This window comes from Ferviditalea candida (assembly GCF_035282765.1).
GTDB lineage: Bacteria > Bacillota > Bacilli > Paenibacillales > KCTC-25726 > Ferviditalea > Ferviditalea candida.
On sequence record NZ_JAYJLD010000001.1, the window covers coordinates 246,203 to 266,688 of the forward strand.

23 protein-coding genes are annotated in these 20,486 nt (G+C 48.8%); 3 read left to right on the forward strand and 20 right to left on the reverse strand.

Features of this window, described 5'->3' with window-relative positions; translation table 11 throughout:
- Positions 1-148 precede the first annotated feature (148 nt).
- Positions 149-814, reverse strand: coding sequence for a tetratricopeptide repeat protein (locus tag VF724_RS01290; protein ID WP_371752390.1), 666 nt, complete (start codon positions 812-814; stop codon positions 149-151).
- Between the two features lie 724 nt (positions 815-1,538).
- Between VF724_RS01290 and VF724_RS01295 the strand changes: the two genes are divergently transcribed.
- Positions 1,539-1,784 (forward strand): hypothetical protein, encoded by a 246-nt coding sequence (locus VF724_RS01295; protein ID WP_371752391.1) that lies wholly within the window; start codon positions 1,539-1,541, stop codon positions 1,782-1,784.
- Positions 1,785-2,020: 236 nt separating this feature from the next.
- Here VF724_RS01295 and VF724_RS01300 read toward each other — a convergent pair whose 3' ends face one another.
- From VF724_RS01300 to VF724_RS01320, 5 genes are all read right to left on the reverse strand, one after another.
- Entirely contained in the window at positions 2,021-2,344 is a 324-nt protein-coding gene (locus VF724_RS01300; protein WP_371752392.1) for a hypothetical protein, read from the reverse strand.
- Positions 2,345-2,375: 31 nt separating this feature from the next.
- Positions 2,376-2,771, reverse strand: a complete 396-nt coding sequence (locus VF724_RS01305) for a hypothetical protein (protein WP_371752393.1) — start codon at positions 2,769-2,771, stop codon at positions 2,376-2,378.
- Between the two features lie 20 nt (positions 2,772-2,791).
- Positions 2,792-2,998, reverse strand: coding sequence for a hypothetical protein (locus VF724_RS01310; RefSeq protein WP_371752394.1), 207 nt, complete (start codon positions 2,996-2,998; stop codon positions 2,792-2,794).
- Positions 2,999-3,026: 28 nt separating this feature from the next.
- Entirely contained in the window at positions 3,027-3,530 is a 504-nt protein-coding gene (locus VF724_RS01315; RefSeq protein WP_371752395.1) for an Hsp20/alpha crystallin family protein, read from the reverse strand.
- A 130-nt stretch (positions 3,531-3,660) separates the two neighbouring features.
- Positions 3,661-4,098, reverse strand: a complete 438-nt coding sequence (locus VF724_RS01320; protein WP_371752396.1) for a hypothetical protein — start codon at positions 4,096-4,098, stop codon at positions 3,661-3,663.
- Between the two features lie 180 nt (positions 4,099-4,278).
- Between VF724_RS01320 and VF724_RS01325 the strand changes: the two genes are divergently transcribed.
- Positions 4,279-4,491 carry a double zinc ribbon domain-containing protein gene (locus VF724_RS01325; protein WP_371752397.1) on the forward strand — a complete coding sequence of 71 codons (213 nt, stop codon included), beginning with the start codon at positions 4,279-4,281 and terminating at the stop codon, positions 4,489-4,491.
- Between the two features lie 93 nt (positions 4,492-4,584).
- Here the strand turns inward: VF724_RS01325 and VF724_RS01330 are convergent, their stop codons facing one another.
- The 14 genes from VF724_RS01330 to VF724_RS01395 form a co-directional block, all read right to left on the reverse strand.
- Positions 4,585-4,782, reverse strand: coding sequence for a hypothetical protein (locus VF724_RS01330; protein WP_371752398.1), 198 nt, complete (start codon positions 4,780-4,782; stop codon positions 4,585-4,587).
- Between the two features lie 109 nt (positions 4,783-4,891).
- The gene (locus VF724_RS01335; RefSeq protein WP_371752399.1) at positions 4,892-6,676 is read right to left on the reverse strand and encodes a methyl-accepting chemotaxis protein; all 1,785 of its coding nucleotides are present in this window, start codon (positions 6,674-6,676) and stop codon (positions 4,892-4,894) included.
- Positions 6,677-7,010: 334 nt separating this feature from the next.
- Complete coding sequence (locus VF724_RS01340) at positions 7,011-7,169, reverse strand: hypothetical protein (RefSeq protein WP_371752400.1); 159 nt, start codon at positions 7,167-7,169, stop codon at positions 7,011-7,013.
- Between the two features lie 57 nt (positions 7,170-7,226).
- Positions 7,227-7,472, reverse strand: a complete 246-nt coding sequence (locus tag VF724_RS01345) for a polya polymerase (RefSeq protein ID WP_371752401.1) — start codon at positions 7,470-7,472, stop codon at positions 7,227-7,229.
- A 30-nt stretch (positions 7,473-7,502) separates the two neighbouring features.
- Complete coding sequence (locus tag VF724_RS01350; protein WP_371752402.1) at positions 7,503-8,351, reverse strand: class II fructose-bisphosphate aldolase; 849 nt, start codon at positions 8,349-8,351, stop codon at positions 7,503-7,505.
- A 21-nt stretch (positions 8,352-8,372) separates the two neighbouring features.
- Positions 8,373-9,803, reverse strand: coding sequence for a four-carbon acid sugar kinase family protein (locus tag VF724_RS01355; RefSeq protein ID WP_371752403.1), 1,431 nt, complete (start codon positions 9,801-9,803; stop codon positions 8,373-8,375).
- A 162-nt stretch (positions 9,804-9,965) separates the two neighbouring features.
- Positions 9,966-10,964: an aldo/keto reductase gene (locus VF724_RS01360; RefSeq protein WP_371752404.1), complete on the reverse strand. Its 999-nt coding sequence runs from the start codon at positions 10,962-10,964 to the stop codon at positions 9,966-9,968.
- A 181-nt stretch (positions 10,965-11,145) separates the two neighbouring features.
- Entirely contained in the window at positions 11,146-12,315 is a 1,170-nt protein-coding gene (locus tag VF724_RS01365) for an iron-containing alcohol dehydrogenase (protein WP_371752405.1), read from the reverse strand.
- A gap of 48 nt (positions 12,316-12,363) precedes the next feature.
- Complete coding sequence (gene pdxA / locus VF724_RS01370) at positions 12,364-13,353, reverse strand: 4-hydroxythreonine-4-phosphate dehydrogenase PdxA (protein WP_371752406.1); 990 nt, start codon at positions 13,351-13,353, stop codon at positions 12,364-12,366.
- Positions 13,346-14,629: a four-carbon acid sugar kinase family protein gene (locus tag VF724_RS01375; protein ID WP_371752407.1), complete on the reverse strand. Its 1,284-nt coding sequence runs from the start codon at positions 14,627-14,629 to the stop codon at positions 13,346-13,348. The genes pdxA and VF724_RS01375 overlap by 8 nt, the downstream gene beginning before the upstream one ends.
- 18 nt (positions 14,630-14,647) lie before the next feature.
- Complete coding sequence (locus VF724_RS01380; RefSeq protein ID WP_371752408.1) at positions 14,648-15,313, reverse strand: aspartate/glutamate racemase family protein; 666 nt, start codon at positions 15,311-15,313, stop codon at positions 14,648-14,650.
- Positions 15,314-15,367: 54 nt separating this feature from the next.
- Positions 15,368-16,900, reverse strand: a complete 1,533-nt coding sequence (locus tag VF724_RS01385) for a sugar ABC transporter ATP-binding protein (RefSeq protein WP_371752409.1) — start codon at positions 16,898-16,900, stop codon at positions 15,368-15,370.
- Positions 16,901-16,986: 86 nt separating this feature from the next.
- Complete coding sequence (locus tag VF724_RS01390; RefSeq protein WP_371752410.1) at positions 16,987-18,018, reverse strand: sugar-binding protein; 1,032 nt, start codon at positions 18,016-18,018, stop codon at positions 16,987-16,989.
- 104 nt (positions 18,019-18,122) lie between these two features.
- Positions 18,123-19,121: an ABC transporter permease gene (locus tag VF724_RS01395; protein ID WP_371752411.1), complete on the reverse strand. Its 999-nt coding sequence runs from the start codon at positions 19,119-19,121 to the stop codon at positions 18,123-18,125.
- 283 nt (positions 19,122-19,404) lie between these two features.
- On the opposite strand from VF724_RS01395, the gene VF724_RS01400 reads away from it, so the two are divergent.
- On the forward strand, positions 19,405-20,310 hold the full coding sequence (locus VF724_RS01400) for an NAD-dependent epimerase/dehydratase family protein (RefSeq protein WP_371752412.1): 906 nt from the start codon (positions 19,405-19,407) through the stop codon (positions 20,308-20,310).
- Positions 20,311-20,486 lie beyond the last annotated feature (176 nt).

Here is a 20,486-nt window from a genome sequence, read left to right on the forward strand (position 1 = left end):
TGTGTTGTTTGTTGCGATTTTTCAACTTCAACCAAATGGTCGCAACGATAAAGGTCAGAACGACGACCGTCAGGATCGTCATGATTTCGCCCATTTCTTCCAAAGAGGTCACCTGCTTTCGGTAAATAAAACGGCTGCAAAGAATGCTTCAGAACCTGAATCTGGACAGGAGAACCCAGCGGCGTTCCTGCTTTCGTTTGTATTTGGGAAGCACGCGGTAGATTTCCGAGATTTCGCGGAAGGCCCGGTTCGCATCCTCTTTGCGTCCCAATTCGTTATAAAGCTTGCCGAGTAAATAATACGCCTGACAGGAGGAAGACTGCTCTTTGCGGAAATTTTCAAGATAATGAAGCGCTTTGCCGGGATCAGCCTTTAGAAAAGCTTCGCCCAACCGCAAATAAGGCTCTCCGTATTTGACTCTGGGGTTGATGGAGAGCGCCTTTTGCATCAGCTTCTCCCCGACCTCCAGCTCTCCAAGCTTCAAATGGCAGAGCCCCAGTTCATAGAGTACCTCCGCCGAATCTTCCATGACCGGAACGATCTGTTCAAGATAAGCTTTGGCTTCTCCAAAACGTTTCTTTTCAATGAGAATCCGGGCCGCCTCCAATTTGCCGGAGGTGTTGTGGGAGTGAACCCGCAATTCCTGCAGCAGCTTCGCCAGACGGCGGTTTAATTTAAAAGGACGGCTGATGTCGGGAAAAACCCCGACAAACCTTCGGTCCAACACATACACAATGATCAACAAGACCAGCAAAGCCAACAGCGGGTTTCCTGTGATCCACCACAGCAATGAAAATATCATAAACTTTCCCAATAAAAAAACCCCCCATCCAGGTTAGGATTCGCAATCCCCACTTGCGGATGTTATGTATCCATTATACCAGAAGAAGCCGGCAATCCCCAAAATAAAAAATAAGCTCCTATGACGTAAAGGGTGATTCACAAAAAAGACACATCTATGGGAAATTAACGATAATATTATTTTAATCATGAGTTATGCACTTCGAGATAAAACTTGGAAACTGCTCTTGTAGATTCAAAAGATTCATAAAAAATTTCCAATGAAATGTTGCAAGATCCGCGATTTAAGAAACTTTCTCATGGAGAGTGTGCAGGTGCGCCGGTCCTTCGTCAATTATGGGATCGCTTCGACTTTTCTTTGTTACTTACTCAGTCCGGCATTATGAAGCGCTCTGGAGCCTCAACATGGCTGCTAGCCTTTCTCTATGTGATCGGCCTGGTGGCAGGGTGTTCTTCCGTTCTCCAGATGGCTGAGCTTGCCGGGGAAGGACGCCTTGCTCCAGGCGATGTTTTCCGTTCAGCAGATTACACAGTGTGCGATGAGCCGATTCCTCACCCACCCGTTGTGCATAACTCATGTTTAATTTAAGCTTATTTTTAACATTGGGGCGTAAATTGGTCATCGTTAGGGACCAGGCTAACATTGTGGAAGGGGGAAAAGCAATGAAGGGGAAGGTGTATCGGAAAACGGGTTTCTTGTTCATGTCGCTTGCGCTGATTATCCTTGCGCTGAGTGCTTGTTCAAGCAGCGGAAGCAGTCGCAGGCCGGTTCAGATTCAAAGGTTTCCGCCAGCCAAGGGAATGATCATGATAACGACAGCGACCAGGCGGAAGGAACCGCTTCCAGCGCCGCGACGGATTCAATCACCGCTGCAGACAATGTGCTGAATATTGAAGCGGTCAATTTCAATTTCGGCGCCAAAACATTCATTGCTCAATCCGGAAATCACGGCAATATGAAAGCCGCCTTGCTGATCAAATAACGGCTGCTTTTAAAAAACCTCTACCGAGGCAATTCAGTGATGAATGACCGCTAGTAGAGGCGGGTTTTTATGCCAATAAGAATTTGCCTTTCCGAATGACCGGAACTTATAAATTCTTATGTGGTAAGAAAAACTTCTATCGAAGTCCTTCCAAGGGGAGGGACCGCGATTAAAGTTCTTTTGCAGTCAAAAAAACGCATTTTTCGGTTCTCTAGACCGATAAAATGCGTTTTTTATCAACGTTTTTTGAAGGAGCGCATTTCGTATTCCGGATTTTCCTGCTCCTCATCATCGCTTTCCAACGTCTCCTTCAGCCAGTCGGGAATCTCCCGTCCGGTTTCATTGAACATATCCATAAAATCGGAATCGTTTAACAGAGAACGAATTCCGCTGACTTTATTGCTGTTTCCATGAACGGTGCCAAAGCCCTGATTATGCTTTTTGTGGCTTTCAAAATTCGTCGGCCAGTTGTTGCCCAGATTGACGCAGGAGGCTCCTTCAACACTGCCGATCCTGATGTGTCCGATAATAAAAGTCGGGGACAATAGGGAAGATGCCATGCGATTCCTCCTGACTGCAAAGCTGATGGATTCACAATCTGTAGCGGTAGCCCGTTTGCGTTTGCTTCAATCCGCTTTGTTCGCTTTGCTTTTGATCCTTTGGGCTCTTGCCCGCATTCGCGGTTGCGCCCGGCATCCGTTCCCGTCCGCCCTTCTCATCCTTGGAGAAAAGCTCCATGCCGGGAGTTCCAAAATTGTTGCCTAAGTTCAAAGAACCGCTCAATTCGTCAATATCCAGCTGATCCATGCGAAAAATCAAATTTTCCAGCACCGGTCTGTCCACATGAAGATGCTCCACCTTGATGTGATACTCCGTTGTGCCGTTTCGCATTTGTTCCAGAGTTTTCTCAATCTTCTCAAGCTTCCGCTGAATTTCGTGCTCTGTTGAGCCTGCGGCCGGATTCTTTCTTTTTAGCAGTCCGAACATCGTTTTCTCCGTTAAACCGTTTATTTTTTGAATACATCCACAACATCCCTGTCAAACACGATATGCACATTTCCCTTGGATATATTGCTGTTCCCCTGAATTGATCCAAAGCCGTCGTTCGTCTTCCGGCTGTGTTTCCAATTCAGATGAATATTGTCGCCCGAGAATATCCCGGATGAATTGGAAACGGAATTCACCTGTAAATCCTGAAACCATATTTTCACCAACGCCGTTACCTCCGATCGGGAATTTCATTCACCGTTCTGCTTCTTCCTGTTGATCTTCTTCCTTGGCATCGGCATCAAGTTTGATCATAACCTGTTCATCCTCCGCCTCCGGCAGTATAGGGAGACGAAGCGTCAATAAACCATGCTCAAAAACCGCCTTTACCCCATCCGTCGTCACTTCATGGGGAAGCTTCAGCTTGCGCTCAAATTCTCCGAAATATCTTTCTCCCAAATGCATATCCGATTCGCCGATCGGATAGTCGCAATCGACGTTTCCTTTAATAAGCAACGTGTTCTTCTTTCTCAGCTTCAGTTCGATCTTATCCGCAGAATGGATGCCGGGAAGTTCGATAACGACCACAACCTCATCCCGGGTCTGATACACGTCGATACGCGGCCCCAGGGCGGGGATCAATCCGGAAATATCTTCCCAAAAGCTGTCTTCCAGCGAAAAACCGGTTTGATTCTTCAATTTGCTCCAGATCGATTCGGAAACGTTTCGCTTCAAGCCCATCACCTTTTTTATAATCAATATATTGCTATGCATCCGATTTATACATAAGAAAAACTTCGATCGAAGTCACTCTAAGCAGCCGGACCGCGTTCCAAGGCGGTAAAAAAGAGGAAGCCTGCGCTTCCCTTCAAAGAAAACAGTTCCAATTTCAGTTCGATTCATTCCTGGCCGGGCTTTTCCTTTTCGCTTCAAACAGGATCGTTAACCGGCCGTCCCGCGCATCAACCGACAGCGGGTGTTCATTGACTTCGATCGGAAGTACGATGGCTTTTGCGATTTGCTCGGTCCTTTTTTCGCTGTAGAAGCCTCCGCTGTCGCTGCTGACGGATTGCGATAGGTCCAGAGTGCCTTGAAGATACAACTGTCTGCCGTTCACCCGCATGGACCATTGATAACGTTTGCTCTGCGGGCTTTGGGTTTCGACGACCACTTTAACCCGGTCTCCCTGATGATATACTTCCGTATTCGGGCCCTCCAACAACATCTCATGCCATTGACTCACCATATGGTGAAGCACTGACTCCGAATACAATTTGCGGTTGATCCTGTCAAGTTCCTGCAAAAATCCGAAAGGGAATAAGGGCAATCGAGATCACCTCCTATACAATTAATTTATGTATTCGCCTCATGTCGGACATAGGATAATAGCCCAACGAAATTAGGTTCTTTGTCGGAATTTTCGGATGCAACGCAATGCGTCGTTTCCCCAATTCGGGTTTGCTTCATATGCTGTAGAAAGATCCTGCTGCCAAAGAGGTGACTTGATATGGCCGAAGAGCTAAGGACCTGTCCGAAATGCTTTTATGTGGCTGATCAGAAAGACAATTACTGCATCAAATGCGGATCGCCGTTGATCAACCGCTGCACAAAAGGCGCTTCCCCCAACCACAGCGGCTGTGAAGCCGAGAACAAGGCGGAGGCCGCTTTTTGCGCCAAATGCGGTTCTCCGACCGTATTCGGGGAAATGGGCTTGGTTTAGCGTGAGTCAGAGCCGCAAAATAACGGGAATTCCCAAAAGACCCCGATCTGCAATCCGCATGACCGGGGTTTTTTGGCTGTTGGGCCGGCTAATCTATTGATCTGAATGATTCTTATCTTTGTCCATTGAAACGGGAGCCGTACCTTCCTTTTGCAAGTTTCGTCTCCAAACGAATTCTGAATCATACCAAAAGCTGTCTCTGTCGACAAATTTTGAGATTGCGTAAACGACCATGGATATAATAATGAGCATCAAGATCAGAGCGACAATGAAATAACCTGCGCTTGCCATTCGTCAACCTCCTCAATGCTTTTCTCTCAAATATATGTATGACAATCCGGAAATATTTGAGTCGGCGATGGGAAGTTGTCTTAATTTTTTCTATGAGTCCGTCTTTTTCCTAAACCTTGAATCTTCCGGTGACCTCCAGAAGTCTGCCGGCAATCCTGTTCAATTCGCCGGCGGCTGTGGAAACCGAGCTCATCATAGCAAGCTGTTCTTCGGCAGCATGCGCCACATGATGCGCATTTCCCGAGGTTTCTTGAGAAATCTTCCTGCCTTCCTCCACCATCGCGGCTACGGACTCTGAAGAGGCGGAGATTTGCATAGCTGCCGGTTTAAACGATTTAACCAGCTCGTATACGTTCTGCGAAGAATAAACAATTCTGCCGAAGGTTTCGCCGGCTTTTTGCACTTGCGACATGCCGGACTGAACCTCTTTAGTAACATGCTGCATAGCCGCAACCGAATGCTGCAGGTGCTGTTGAATCTGCCCGTTGAAGGTTCGAATCTGATCGACGAATTGCTGGGACTGCTCCGCAAGCTTCCTAACCTCTCCGGCTACCACAGCGAAACTTTTGCCTTGTGCGCCCGCTCGTGCCGCTTCAATCGACGCGTTGAGCGCCAACAAATTGGTCTGGCCGGCAATTTCGGACATGTTTTTTACAATGCCGGCAATTTCATTGGAATGCTCACGGAGCGAATGAATCGCGTCCACGGATTCATTGACCGCTCCATCAATCCGCTGCATTTGCCGTCGGGCCTCGATCATCGAATCGTTCCCGCTGCGGGCCTCCTCGGACATGCTGCTGGAGGCGTCTGCAATAGAGTTGAACGTATCGGACATCTGCCCTAACGCTCCCGCCATTTCTCCGATTGCATTGACCGACTTCACCGCTCCATCCACTTGCACCGCCGCTCCGCTTGCCAGCTGCTGAACGGTTGCCGTGATTTCATTGCTCGCCCGCATGGTTTGCTCCGCTCCCGACAGCAAATCCCGCGAGGAAGCCGAAAGCTGAACCGCCGTTTGTTTGATTTGTGTGATTAAATCATTCAAGTAGTCGATCAGCCGATTGACCGAGTGCGCCAGCAAACCCGCTTCGTTCTTGCTGTCGATTTTCAGCCGTTCAACGGTCAAATCTCCCTGGGCCAGCCGGTCGGATACCCTCATCAGCTTGATGATCGGGTGTGATATCATGCGGGCCAAAATCCATCCCAACACCAGAGATAAAGCCGCTGCCGCAATCACAATGAACAATAATGTATTCCCGGCCGATTGCGCGGACTTTACATTGTCCTTTTTGATTTTATCCGCTTCCTGCGCGTTGTGCTCCGTCAGCTCGTTCAGCGTCTTGTTCAGCGCGTCAAGCGACCCGTTGTTGGCCAATTTGCTGTCGTACGCATCGCCTTGATTGGCTCCGACCGCGCTCTGAATCGTTTCTTCCCGCTGGGTGCGATATACCTTTAACTGGCCTTGCAGAATTTTGAGCATTTTGAGTTCATAATCCGGAAGCTTCATCTGCTGGAGCTTGACCAGCAGCTCATCGATTGTTTTGTCATTCTCTTTGATTTTTTGAAGAAACCTTTCCTGCTTCAGCGAGTTGTTCGTCGAAAGAATAATTTCCAGTATGTTCGCCTCATTCGCCCGGCTTTTCGACTGAATCGTCTCCAGCCACTTGATCGGCATCAGCCGCTCGTCATACATCTGGGCCAGATGGCGGTTCGCTTCGCTGACATAATGATAGCCGATCATTCCGACCATGCTCATAAACAGCACCATGATCACAACCAAACCAAAAATTTTTTGCGCAATTTTAACATTTTTGAAGAGATTTTCAATCTTGAGCTTCGTTTTGTTCAATGTGTCTGAGTTGAAAATATTTTTCTTTTCCTGCATGTTCCCCATACGGCTTCTCCCCCAAAACGCTTCTATAATGTTCCGTGCTTCGACACCATCATACAGGAACACTGTTAATTCGATTGAACAAGAGTGTTAAATCTGTGTAAACGCAGATTTCCCGTTGTTCAGCGAACAGGCGTAAGGCATGCTTAACGCTTATTTCACATGCTGAATGGAAAGTCATCAAGCCGCAACGGGAGACCGGTGTTTGTGGTGGATCTGTTCGCGAAAAAGAAAGGAGTAAAGAAACGGTCCGTTTCTTCACTCCATCTATGGCAGATATACTACCCAGTACAATCCTTTTCCCAACAGCCCGCTGGCTGCCCGGGCAATCAATTCGCTAAATCAGGCCACCGCGGATACGGCACAGCGTGCCCATGTCTCCGTTGCCCCGGTTCATGAGTGGTTTAAAGGCAATCAGAGCCGGCTCATCTACGGATACCGGACAAATCACCGACGCGATGCGCGGCTCAGCCCCGATCACAACGATTCGGGTCATAAGGTCATCGCCAAGGGGCTTGTTCCCTATCTGATCCCCTAAGAAGCCGGCTTCCGCTCAACGTTCAACCTGGCCGCCCATTAAAAATTTAAGCAGCCGATCGACATCTTCCGGTTCATGGGCAATCAGTTCAATCCCGTCAATTTTGGCTTCCTTGAACATCTTGGTCAAGGCGACATATTGGCTGAGCTTGGATTTCAGGTTGAGTCTGTCCCCCTCGGAAGTGATCAGCTCCACGGTTCCTTTGCACTGCTCAATGACTTTGAAAAAGCCTTCAACATTCGTGATATTGGTGATTTTCACAATGGCTTCCTCCTTTCTTCATCTCATTTTCTATTCACTGCCGGAGCGGTTGGCGAATAGATCGATAAATCGTTCCATTACAGTTGCCATCGACTGCTGCATGTCAGCCATGACCCTCGACAGATGCGGGGCGGAATGTTCATTCAGGAAATTGGTCAGCTGCTTCACAGCGGTCATGGAAACCTCGGTATTCACATTAATTTTACGGATGCCAGAGCGAATGGACTCCCGAATAATCGAATCGGGAGTCCCCGAGCCCCCATGCAGCACAAGCGGAATATCGAGCGTTCGGTGAAGAGCCTCCAATCTTCCCAGATCGATTCTCGGCTCTCCTTTGTACATGCCGTGCACAGTACCGATGGCTGCGGCAAGAAAATCGACGCACGTTTCTTGCACAAATATACCAGCCTCTTGAGGATCGGTCAAGCGTCCGTCACCTTCCTCTTCATCGGAAAAATCGCCTCTTGCCGTCGAGCCGATTTCCGCTTCCACCGAGACGGCCGCACGATGCGCAAGCTTGACGACTTCTTTGGTATGACGAATATTTTCTTCCAATGAAAATTTGGAGCCGTCATACATAACTGAAGTAAATCCGCAGCGGATCGCCTTCCGGATTGATTCAAGCTCATAGGCATGATCCAAATGAAGAGCGACAGGAACGGACACCGCTGCGGCAAGAGTGTGAACCATGGCAGAAAAAGCTTCAATGCGGGTTGTATCGAGATAGCGCTCCCCCAGTGCAAGAATGACGGGCATTTGCCGATTCTCCGCGGCAAGGACGGCCGCTTGCGCCGTTTCCATATTAAATACATTGAATGCCGCGACAGCATAATTGTTTTGCTGCGCTTCCAGCAGAATCTCTTTTGTTGAACCAAGCATACCAGACGTCTCCCTTTTCCCTTATCCAGATATTTTTTTGACAACTTCCATCAGAGTCTCGTCTCCACCGACATTGCCGGGAAAAATGATATAGGGCATGTACGGAAACTTGGCATCCTCTCCCGTCAGCCATACCGGTATCGCCGGTGCGGCTTGTCCAAGGACTGTCGCCTTCTTGATTTTCAAGCCTTTCGTGGCGACGTCGCTGGAGGTGATTCCTCCTTTGGCCACAATGAACTTGGGAGCCGCTTCAAGAGTTTCGACGATTTTTACGAGCGAGGACGAAACCCTTTGGCTGATTTTCAAATTCGCTGCCTTCCCTTCTACAGCGACCAGCTTTCGGCTGCTGAAAACCACCACATTTCGCCCGCTTTGCAGGGTACGGTTCACCTCGCCGATCAAACTGCCGATCTCCTGCTCCCGTTCGCCATCATTCAATATTTTACCGACCTCCATTTCAAGCGGCACAATAGCCGTGCCATTGATCAAATTCTCCAGCTGCCGGGTTGTTTTCTGCATATGGGAACCGACGATGACCAACCCTCCCATGTGCTCCTTTCCTTTAGCCACCATTTGCTCCGCGCTCAAATAATCGATGTCGGAGATGCCCCCAAACGCCTTTACAAAGGAAGCAGCCGTCCTATAGATAAACCTTTTGCCCTTCGATGCTGCCTGCAGCAGCGCCATGGACAAAACCTCCAGATCGCGGTAGGACATTGCATTGACGATCACCGGCTGATTTCCCGTAACGTCCGTCAGGATCGCTTCGACGGCATCGGGTCCTCTGCGGATCTCTTCAACCGAAATGGAGACGCAATCCTCGGGGCGGAAACGGCCGTCTGTCTTTTCTTCAACCCACTCCCGCAATTCCGAATGACTAAATCCGAATACCTTGTCCTTGGCGAATTCTGTTTGATGGGCAGGAGTCAGCAGTTCGCCTTCCTTTAAATAATGAACGTTATGATACGTATATCTGCCGGCTTCGAAGAACGCGGGCACGATCAGATGACCGTCATAGCCTTGACCGGTAATGCGCTCCGTTTCCTCGGACAAGATGTCGATTTCCAACGGATAATGGCCCCTTAACGTTGAATCGCTGCGGCTGACAAATTGCACTTTATAGCCTTTCTCCCCGGCCGCTGCAAGAACATTCGCGGCAATTTCCAGATTGATCCGGGCCGCTTCGGAAGCCTCCATGCCCCGTGTATTGGTCAAAATGAAAAAGACGTGCTCCGGATGCTGAAAAGCCTCCAGAAGCAGCTCCTTGTTCCACTGCGTGAGCACCAAAATATCATGCACCGTCTGCACTCCGGTAGGGTCATCGTCCAGCACGACAATTTTCTGCGAGAGCGTGCGGTTCAGTTTACGGATTTTCGTCCTAATCTCAGCATCCTTCCATTCGGGAGGCAAATGGTTGGCGATTTGTTCGAAGTTGATTTGATTTTCCTGCATTCATCTCACCCTTGTCCTAAGATCGAGTTTGCCTTCCATATAGGGAAGTTCCTGAAGAGATACACTGCAGCCGATTTCCATCCGGTTCCCGCCTTTCTTATAGAGAAAAAAGGCACCTTCCATCATCCTTCTGCAGTGAGGTGCCGTTGTATGCCGCACCCCTTATCCTGCGGGCACTTCGCTGGGAGGCGCCATGAAGGAGGTGCCGAGGGGGCTGGGAATATTGCCGTCTATGATGCGCTCGATGCGTTCCATATCCTTCCGATTGAGCTTCCAACCGCTGACTCCGGCAGCTTCGAGCAGCTGGTCGGGGCGTCTGGCTCCCCATAAGGCCGTAGTTACGCCCGGCTGGTCGAGCACCCATCTGACCGCCAATTGCGACACGGACCTGCCTTTTTCTTCGGCCATTGCTTTTAGCTGCCCGACGGCGGCCAAGTAATTTTTCAAATTTTGTTTGTGGAATTTCGGATCCATACTTTGACGGATGTCCCCTTCGGGGAATTCCGATTTTTCATTAAATTTTCCGGTCAGCAGTCCCCTGCACAAGCTTCCGTACGCCAATACGCTGATATTATGCTTCTCCGCAAAAGGCAGGACCTCCTCTTCGCTTTCTCTTTCGAACAAATTGTACGGAGGCTGCACGGAATGCAGCGGCGCGTAATGCATCCATTCTTTCATTTGCTCCACATTAAAATTGCTGACCCCGATCGCCCGGATCTTGCCTTCCTTCAAAAGTGCCGCGAACGTTTCGGCCGGCTCTTGAATCGGCACCTTCGGGTCGGGCCAGTGCAATTGGTAGATGTCGACATAATCGGTTTTCAGCCTTTTCAGACTGTCATCGATTTCTCTGCGGATGCTTTTGGCCGAGGCATCTCTCCATACCTGACCGCCGCTGTTCCAAACCACACCCGCTTTGGTGGCTAATATCGCCTTATCCCTTCTTTCCCGTGTATCCAACGCTTTGGCGATAATTTCCTCAGACAGGCCGTAGCCGTAAACCGCCGCAAGATCGATCAGGCTAATGCCCATATCCAGCGCTTTTTGAACGGCGGCTATCGCGTCTTGTTCGTTGGTGCCGCCCCATAACCATCCGCCGATCGCCCAAGTTCCCAGCCCGATTCTGGACACCTTAATTCCGTTGGAAAATTGTGCATATTCCATCTTGATCCACTCCTTTGTTGAATCTTTTATTCCTTTTCTAAATTTCTATATTCTAAAGCATTAGATGATTCCATTTCTTCCGGGCGGATTCTGTCAACTTGTCCATAGAAGAAGATCAGATCCACATGACCGTCCTCCGCAAATTCGAATACGTGAAATTCCTTGTTTCCATTTATGAATTTTATAAAAGCTTCCTGTATATCCCTTTGATGTCCTCAAATCCAAGCACCTTCGGGTTATTATCCAGTAAACGCTTCACTTTTAAGGCAGCCTCAGTCAAGCCGTCGAGGTCTTTTTCCCCTACACCGTATTCCGCCAAATTCTGCGGAATGCTCAGCGTTTGAGTCCATGCAAAAATTTGTTCCATCACGAGTTCGGCAGCCCGTTCCGCCGACAGGGAAGACGTATTCAAACCGATTGCCGCAGCGATTTCCGGCATCCGGTGAAAAATACTGTCCATATTCACCCGCGTTACATGCGGCAGCAGCATCGCGTTGGCAACTCCGTGGGCAATGTGGAATTTCCCGCCGAGCGGATAAGCCAGCGCATGAACCGCAGCGGTGCCCGAAGCCGTCAAGGCCAGTCCGCCGTACATGGAGCCGAGAAGCATATCCTCCCGGGCATCGAGCGATGCACCGTCTTCATAAGACCGGACAATGCTCCGGGCAATCAGCTTCATCGATTCGATCGCAAACAGATTGCTGAACGGGTTCGCTTTATTGGAAATATACGATTCAAAGGAGTGGGTAAAGGCGTCCATACCCGTTGCCGCAGTGATCTGTCGGGGGAGCGACAAGGTCAGTACGGGATCGATGACGGTCAGAAGAGGCAGCAGATAATCGCTCACCACTGCCAATTTCAATTCCTCCTCCGGAAAGGTTACAATCGCGTTCGGAGTAACCTCCGATCCCGTTCCTGAAGTCGTAGGCACGAGCACCGTCGGAATTCCCGGCTTCTCGACCAGATTGGTTCCGATCATTTCCCGGATGCTTTTGCCGTTGGTTTGCAGTACCGACAATATCTTCACTGCATCCAGAATGCTTCCGCCGCCCACGCCGATGAACAGATCAAAACCTCCGCCGGAGATTTTGCGATTCCATTCCTCCAAATGGTCTACGGTCGGTTCATTGTCGATACCGGTCGTGACCTCTGCAAAAATTCCTCGGCGATCGAGTGCCTGTTTCAGTTCGTCAATGTATCCTAGGCGAACCATGCTCGAACCGGTAAAAATCAAAGCCGATCGAAATGTCCCCGACATTGGAAGGTGTTCGCCTACCCTGCCCAGCGAATGTCTCCCTGCAACAATCCGATTGGCGGTACGGAATAAGTAGGTTTGATTGGCTTGATTCATGATTGGCATCTCCTAACGGAATGAAAGGGCTGATTCGAATCACCCTTATTATTTGGGAGCGAGCGCTGCCGCTTGCTTCAAAGCTTCCATCAAGCTGGTTTCATCGGCGATACCGCGGCCGGCAATATCGAACGCCGTGCCGTGGTCGACGCTGGTTCGCACAACGGGCAGTCCCACTGTAATATTGACACCCGCTTCCAATCCCAATACTTTGATCGGACCATGTCCCTGATCGTGATACATGGCAACCACCACATCGAAATCGCCCCTGGCCGCCCGGTAAAATAACGTATCGGCAGGAAGCGGTCCCACTGCGTCGATTCCTTCACCTGCCGCCCGCTCAACGGCCGGTACTATTTTCTCTTCTTCCTCGCCATAACCGAACAAACCGCCTTCACCGGCGTGGGGATTAATTCCGCATACCGAAATTTTCGGTTTGGCTACGCCGCTTCTGACCAGCATCTCGTGCGCCAAACGGATCACCGTATATACTCTTTCCGGATTGATGATCCGGATTGCGTCAAGCAAACCGATATGCGTGGTGACATGAATGACCCGAAGCTTTGGCGAAGCCAGCATCATTGAATAATTCTGCACGTTCATCAAATCGGCCAGAATTTCCGTATGGCCGGGATATTGGTGGCCGCCCATATGCAGAGCCGCCTTATTCAAAGGCGCCGTGCAGATCGCTTGAATGTCCCCTTGCAGACCCAATTGAACCGCTTTTTCAATATATCGAAAGGCAGCATTCCCGGCTTCCTTCGATAATTTCCCGACAGCCGGAGGGTCAGGCAGCAGTTGCAGGTCCAGCAAATCTATGAAACCGGGAGCAAATCGTCCATCGCCGACACTGCCGACAACATGGAAAGCGATGTCCTTTCCCGTAATCCTCCGGGCCCTCTCAAGCACAGATGAATCTCCGATGACAAGCGGTTTGCAAATCGCGTATATTTCCGGCCGGGACAGCGCCTTCACGATTATTTCAGGTCCGATGCCAGCGGCATCCCCCATGGTAACGGCAATAACTGGTTTACTCATAAAAAGCTCCAATCCGATTGAAAATGTGAACCAAGGTTTCATGATCCCCAAAGGATCCCGATTTGGTAATGAGCTGCAATCCTTCCGGTTCGCTGCATTGTGCGTGAATCACTCCGGGAAGCCATTCATCAGCCAAACGGAGCGAATCGGTTCCCAACGCATCGCATATGGCTCTTGCGGTATCTCCGCCGATCGCAATCAACCAACCGATTTGTGGATTCGCGCGAATCAGCCGATTGACGGCTTCGCCGAATTTACCGGCAAGCTCACGCACGGTGCCGGAATATTCCTTACCCTGCTGAGCGGCATAATTCTTCAGACTGCCGCCGCTTTCCTTGGCCAATGCAAAAATCGCGTGTTTGCCTCTGGCCAGCTCTTGGGCAGCTTCCTGAAATCCCTTCAGTCTGCCGGCGTCTTCCGCTTCCAGCAAATCTACTGAAGCCAAACGAACCTCTTTCATTCCGGAATAGCGGGATAATGCCTCCAATTGCAATCGGCTGAGCTCCGTCTGACTCCCTGAGACCACCAGCATCTGGCTTGCCGAATCCATCGGCCATTCAGGCATGCCGCATTCAGAAGCAATTTTGCGGCTCAAGGCGGACGCCAAGCCGGCCGATCCGACCCAAATCGGTTCTACACCGCTGCTTCCCGCAATGTTCACCAATTGATCCAAATCCCGATCGTTTTCCGCGTCCGCAATCAAAATGCGAACTCCAGCCCGGATGAAACGGCTGAGTTGTTCCTTAAACAATCGAACGCTTTCCAGATGCCGCTTATGGATCAACGCCGATTCATGCTTGGACTGAACCGACAGCGCCTTTTCGATATTTCCGGTCAGGACCGGAGATATCGGGTCTTTGGACAATTCCGTTTGATCGATCGGAACACCATGCAAATACTGAATGCCGTTTCTTGTCGTTCTGCCCAACTCCGGGTAAGCCGGCGCCATTATAAGAATACGGTCCTGGAAAACATCCAGCACCGCATCGCATTCAGCTCCGATATTTCCTCTCAATGTGGAATCGATTTTTTTATACATTATTCCCGGAGAGGCAGCCTTCATTGCGGAAGCAGCCTGGCGGTTCAGCTCATAAGCCGAGGCAGCGCTGCATCCCCTTGATTTGACATCGATGATCCAAGCTTCACAAACGGGCACGGTCACCGTTGTATCCTTCCTCAACAATGTAACCTGGGAAACAAGCCCTGTTTTCCGAAACTGAATCCCGGTATCGTTCGCTCCGGTCAAGTCATCGGCCAGAACACCTATCTGGAGCATTGTCAACTCTCCCGACACCTATGAATTCAACTGCTCCAACGCTTTTTTCAGCGTCTCCACGCCGCTTTTCGGACTAGACAGCACCGGAACTTTGGTTTCGCCAAGCGATGGGACCAAACGGGCCATCGATACCTGTGCCAGCACAACTACATCGACTTGCTCCATCAGATCGTAGATGGTGTCCTTCAGGATTTGGTCATGCTTTTCACCATTTCCGTCAAGCAGCGCTTGAAAAGCGCCTTCGGCAATTCGCTCTATGACGGTAATTTCCTTGTTTTTCTCGAGAGCCTTTTTCTTGACGAGGCGTACAGTCGGTTCCAAAGTGGTTTTCACCGTGGCAAGCACGCCAATTTTGCTGCCGATTTCACTAGCTTGGTCGGCCATTGCTTCATCAATTTTGATGATCGGAACGTTAACCATGTTTTTTACGACATCCGTCGCTTCCCCTACGGAAGAACAAGCGTTTAAAATCATATCGGCTTTCATGTCTTCCGCGTCTTTCATATAGCTGTAAATTCGCTGCGTGACATCCTTCGTTAAATGGCCGGCACTCATCACATCATTCAACAAGCTGTCGTCCATGATGTTGATCATGCGCACATCGGGCAGCAAGTTTTTGAATTGGTCTTTCAAAGGTTGAATGGTAACAGGCCCTGTGTGAACCACTACGACTGTTTTTTTCATTTTCCTATTTCCCTCCATTTATAATTTGATACATTATATTTATCATTCGATTCATTATACGGCTGCATGGGATTTTTGTCCGGTTGCCGCTTGAATAATTCTCTCCTGATCCGCTTCTTGCCGTGTAAATTCACCTGTGATTTTCCCTTCGCGTATGACCATGATTCTGTCGCTCATGGCCAATACTTCCGGAAGATCCGAGGAAATCATGATAATGCCCATTCCCTGTCGGGCCAATCTGATCAGAAGAGCATGCACCTCCGCTTTCGCGCCGATGTCGATTCCCCGCGTCGGTTCGTCCACGATCAGAACCTTCGGATTGCGGGCCACCCATTTGGCAATGACGACTTTTTGCTGATTTCCGCCGCTGAGGTTTACAACCTGCTGTTCTGTGGATGGAGTTTTGATTCCCAATGTTTCAATATATTGCTGTGTTTCCTTGGTTTCATCTTTGCGGTTGACAAAATCAAAACGGGCAAATTTATCTAAATGCGTTAAGCTGAAATTTTCGCGCACCGTCATGTTCAATACCAGTCCCAGCTGTTTGCGGTCCTCGGTGACAAAACCGATTCCTTTCTCGATTGCATCGCTTGGCGTTTTGATTTTCACCGATTCACCATCAAGATATATCTCGCCTTGCTGGGGATGCATTCCGAACAACAGTTCCATGATTTCCGTCCTCCCCGCTCCGACAAGACCGGAAAACCCGAGGATCTCTCCTCTATGAAGCTTGAAACTAATGTTTTCGATATAAGCTTTATGAGCACTGCGTTTTTTCACCTGAGTCAGATTCTTGACATCCAGAATGACTTCATCGGTAGCATAAGATTCCGACTTGGAGTAAATTTCACTCAAATCGCGATCGACCATTTTCTTGACCAGAAGCTCGGTAGTCACCTCAGCGGTGTTCATTGTGGCAACCGTTTCCCCGTCCCGGAGCACCGTAATGCGGTCGGAAATTTCAAAAATCTCTTCCAGCCTGTGTGAAATATAGACAATCGCAATGTTCTGCCTTCTTAATTCCTTAACCATCTCCATCAGCGTTCTCGTTTCCTGATGGCTTAACGAAGCGGTAGGCTCATCCATAACGATGACTTTGGAATCGTACGAAATGGCCTTGGCGATTTCGATCATTTGCTGCTGGCCGATGCTCAGCTCGCTGACATATGTTGAAGGATCGATATTCATATTCAAGTCTTTCAGGATTTTTTTCGAATCCTCAAACATTTTTTTGCGATCAATAAAGCCCAGCTTGAGCCTCGGTTCCTTAGCCAAAAAAATGTTCTCGGCAACGGTCAAATTTTGGGCCGTCGTTAACTCCTGATATATAATGCTTATCCCCAATTGACGCGCATGGATAGGATCTTTGATTTGAACCTCTTCGCCATTAATCAAGATTTTACCCTGGCCATCCTGATCGGGTTCATAAACTCCCGTCAATATTTTCATCAAGGTGCTTTTGCCCGCGCCATTCTCTCCCGCAAGCGCAAGCACTTCCCCCTGAAAAATTTCCAAATTGACGTTTTTCAGCGCTTTGACGCCCGGGAACGTTTTTGAAATATGGAGCATTTGCAAAAATGGCTTCAATATTAGCCCCTCCTGATGGAATACTATGGAGTATTAAAGTTCGGGTAAGCGGACATCGTCTTACCCGAACCGATCTGATGTTGCAATTATTTCGTATAGGAATCGAGGTTGTCTTTCGTTACTACCGTAACGCCGGTGTCGATATCTTTTTGCGGTACGGATTCTTCGCCTTTGATTTGCTTAACAAGATGCTCAACGGAAAGCTTGCCCATTGTCACAGGACGCTGAACCATGATCCCGTCGATGAATCCTTCTTTTACGCCTTTGATGGTGTCTGCCAGATCATCGAATGCAAATACTTTCACTTTACCTTTCAGGCTGGAGAATTCTTTCTCGGCAAGCACTTTAGCAACGCCGGGTCCGCCTACTTGGCTTACTCCGAAAATTCCGCTCAGGTTTGGATGCGCACGCAGAATGCCTTCGGTTACGGATACAGCTTTGGCCAGATCATCTTCTGTTCCTTGCATGTCAACGATTTTGATGTCCGGATATTTAGCCAGCGCTTTTTTGATACCGTCGATGCGTTGGTTGAGGTTCAATGCTCCCAACTGACCGGTTACGATGGCAACTTCGCCTTTGCCGCCGATCGCTTTAGCCATCGATTCACCCATCGTTTCACCAGCAGCTTCGTTGATCGTTCCGATATACATTGTTCTTCCGCTGTTCGGTGAATCTGAATCATACGTCAACACTTTGATGCCGGCATCCATAGCTTTTTTAATTACTTGTTCAACGGATTTCGGTTCGTTAACGGAAATTCCGATTCCGTCCACATGCTTGGCAATCAGATCCTCTATCAATTTCACTTGGGTGGAGCCTTGTGTGTTTTGCGGAACAACCCACTCATATTTGACTCCAAGTTTGTCGGCAGCTTCTTTACCGCCAGTGTTGCAATCGTCGAAGAACGGAACGGCAACCTTCGGGATCAAAGCGATCGTAAGCTCTTTAGCGGGAGCGGGAGACGGCTCGGCTTTTTGGGCGTCCCCGGAAGGCTGTGTCGTCGGCGCCGCCGGGGCAGGCGTTTGTTCCCCGCTTTTATTCGCGCCTCCGCATCCTGCCAGCAGCATGAAAGGCAAAGTCAACATCAGCGTAAAAACAATAAGTCTGAACTTTTTCATGTTTTCAGTCCCCTTTTTCATAATTTGAGTTGTTGAAATTCATTTAACTTCCAAGCACCATATGAAGTAATACAAGGAATGAATTCCGCAAAAATTAGTGTTATTCACCCCTTTCTTTTCGAGCGCCACATATCAATGCTGACGGCAATGAGAATAACCAGCCCTGTAATGGCTTGCTGCGCATAAGTGTTAATATTGAGTAAGACGATGCCATTAGAAATGACTCCAATGAGGGCGGCTCCAATAATGGCACCGACAATACTACCGTAACCTCCCGACAGACTGGCTCCGCCAATGGCCGAAGCCGCGATGACATCCAGCTCGGCTCCAAAGCCCGACGCCGGTTCAGCCGAACTCAACCTTGCGAAAAGAATGATCCCTGCGACGGCCGAAATCGTACCGGAAAGAACATAAACCAAAATTTTAGTGCGGTCCGTTTTCACCCCGCTTAATTTGGCAGCGATTTCATTTCCGCCGATCGCATATACGTGTCTGCCGTAACGGGTTCTGCTCATGATGACGGTGAAAACAACCATCAGAATCAACATCGCCACAACCGGAAGCGGAACAAATCCCAAATAGCCCTGACCAATAAAAGAATAAGCGGCGGGAACATCCGGAGTAATCGGGAAGCCCTCGGTAATAATATAGATCAATCCTCTCCCGATACTCAGTGTACCGAGTGTTGCGATGAATGGAGGAAGATTCACTTTCGTGATCAACAGTCCGTTAATCAATCCTGATACCACGCCGACAATCAGTCCCACCGCGATCGCAACAACCGTCGGATACCCATGCTGGAAGGACAATGCGGTCATCAATGAAGCCAGGCCCATTACTGAACCAACGGAAAGATCAATACCCCCGGTAATGATGACCATCGTCATACCAATCGCCATAATCGCTGTGATAGAGACCGACCGGGTTACACCCATAATATTGTTCATCGTCAAGAAGTAGGGCGAAAACAAGCTTATGAAAATTCCTATAATAATAAGAACGGTCAGTATGTTCATTTCCCGATATTTGAATATGGACAACAGCGAATTTGTTTTTTTCGCCTCCCGTATCTCGCCAGACTCTGCTTGTACAGCTGAGCTCATGAAATAATCCCCCCGTGTAAAGTTTGAGTATTAGTTGCTGACTAATTTGCGATGATTAGCCCAATTATATCCGTGTAAGCGCTACAAAACAGTGACGCACGTCATAAATTTTAAATTTTTTTAACGGGATGGGAATCCTCCAAATTATTGCTATGGACACAGCAAGCAATATATTGAAATTTAAATCTAAATCTCAAAAACATGACGTGCGTCACATTTTTTTTGCAAAATAATTGTTATAGTATTTTAGAGAAAAAAACTGCTAAGGGGAGTGTCTAAGGAAATGTCGAAGAAAAGAGTTATCGTTACCGGCGGAAGCGGTATGGCCGGTAAATGGGTCGTAAAAGATTTGGTCGACAACGGATATGAAGTTGTGAATTTGGACATCGTTCCAATGAAAGATCGTCTTGTCCGCACGGTCATCACCGATTTGACTGATGCCGGGCAAGTGTTCAATGCATTATCCATGACAACGGTTCAGCATGAATTCAGCCCTTCGATTCGTCCGGAGCCGATCGACGCGATCGTTCATTTCGCTGCGATTCCCCGCATTATGACGCATCCGGACAATGAAGTGTTCCGCATCAATGTTATGGGAACGTACAACGTTTTGGACGCCGCTTCCAAGCTTGGGATCAAAAAAGTGATCATCGCTTCCAGCGAAACCACTTATGGAGTCGTGTTTGCGGATCTGTACAGAGATCCGTTGTATTTCCCTCTGGATGAAAACTATCCGACGAACGACCGCCACCCAACCGACAGCTACGCCACATCCAAAGTGATCAACGAAACGACGGCAAGAATGTTCCATGAGCGTTCGGGAATGGACATTTATGCCTTCCGTATCGGAAATGTCATCGATGTCAACGACTATGAAAACTTTCCGAAATTTTTTGCCGATCCGGAATTCAGAAGACGCATTACCTGGAGCTACATCGATGTCCGCGACCTGGCGCAAGCTTGCCGCCTGGGTATCGAAAAAGACGGATTGGGCTTTGAGATCTTCAACGTTGCCGCAGACGACGTTTCATCCGATATTCCGACTCAGGAACTGCTGAACCGCTTTTATCCGAACGTACCTGTCAAAAAGGAACTCGGTGAATTCGAAACGCTGCTCAGCAACGAAAAAATCAAAAGAGTGCTGGGCTTCAAGCAGCAGCATAATTGGAGAATGTACGTCAAAGCTTAATGGTCAAACAAGCCGATTAGTTGAATGACATGCATGATAAAAGATAGATTCGGGCAATCAGCCCAATCTATCTTTTGCTGTTATTTCAATTTATTTTCTTGATTGTTCGGATTTGTTTGTTTCTTGCTCTTGATGATTTTTAACAATAAGCTTACAATAAAGATTAACTTGATAGA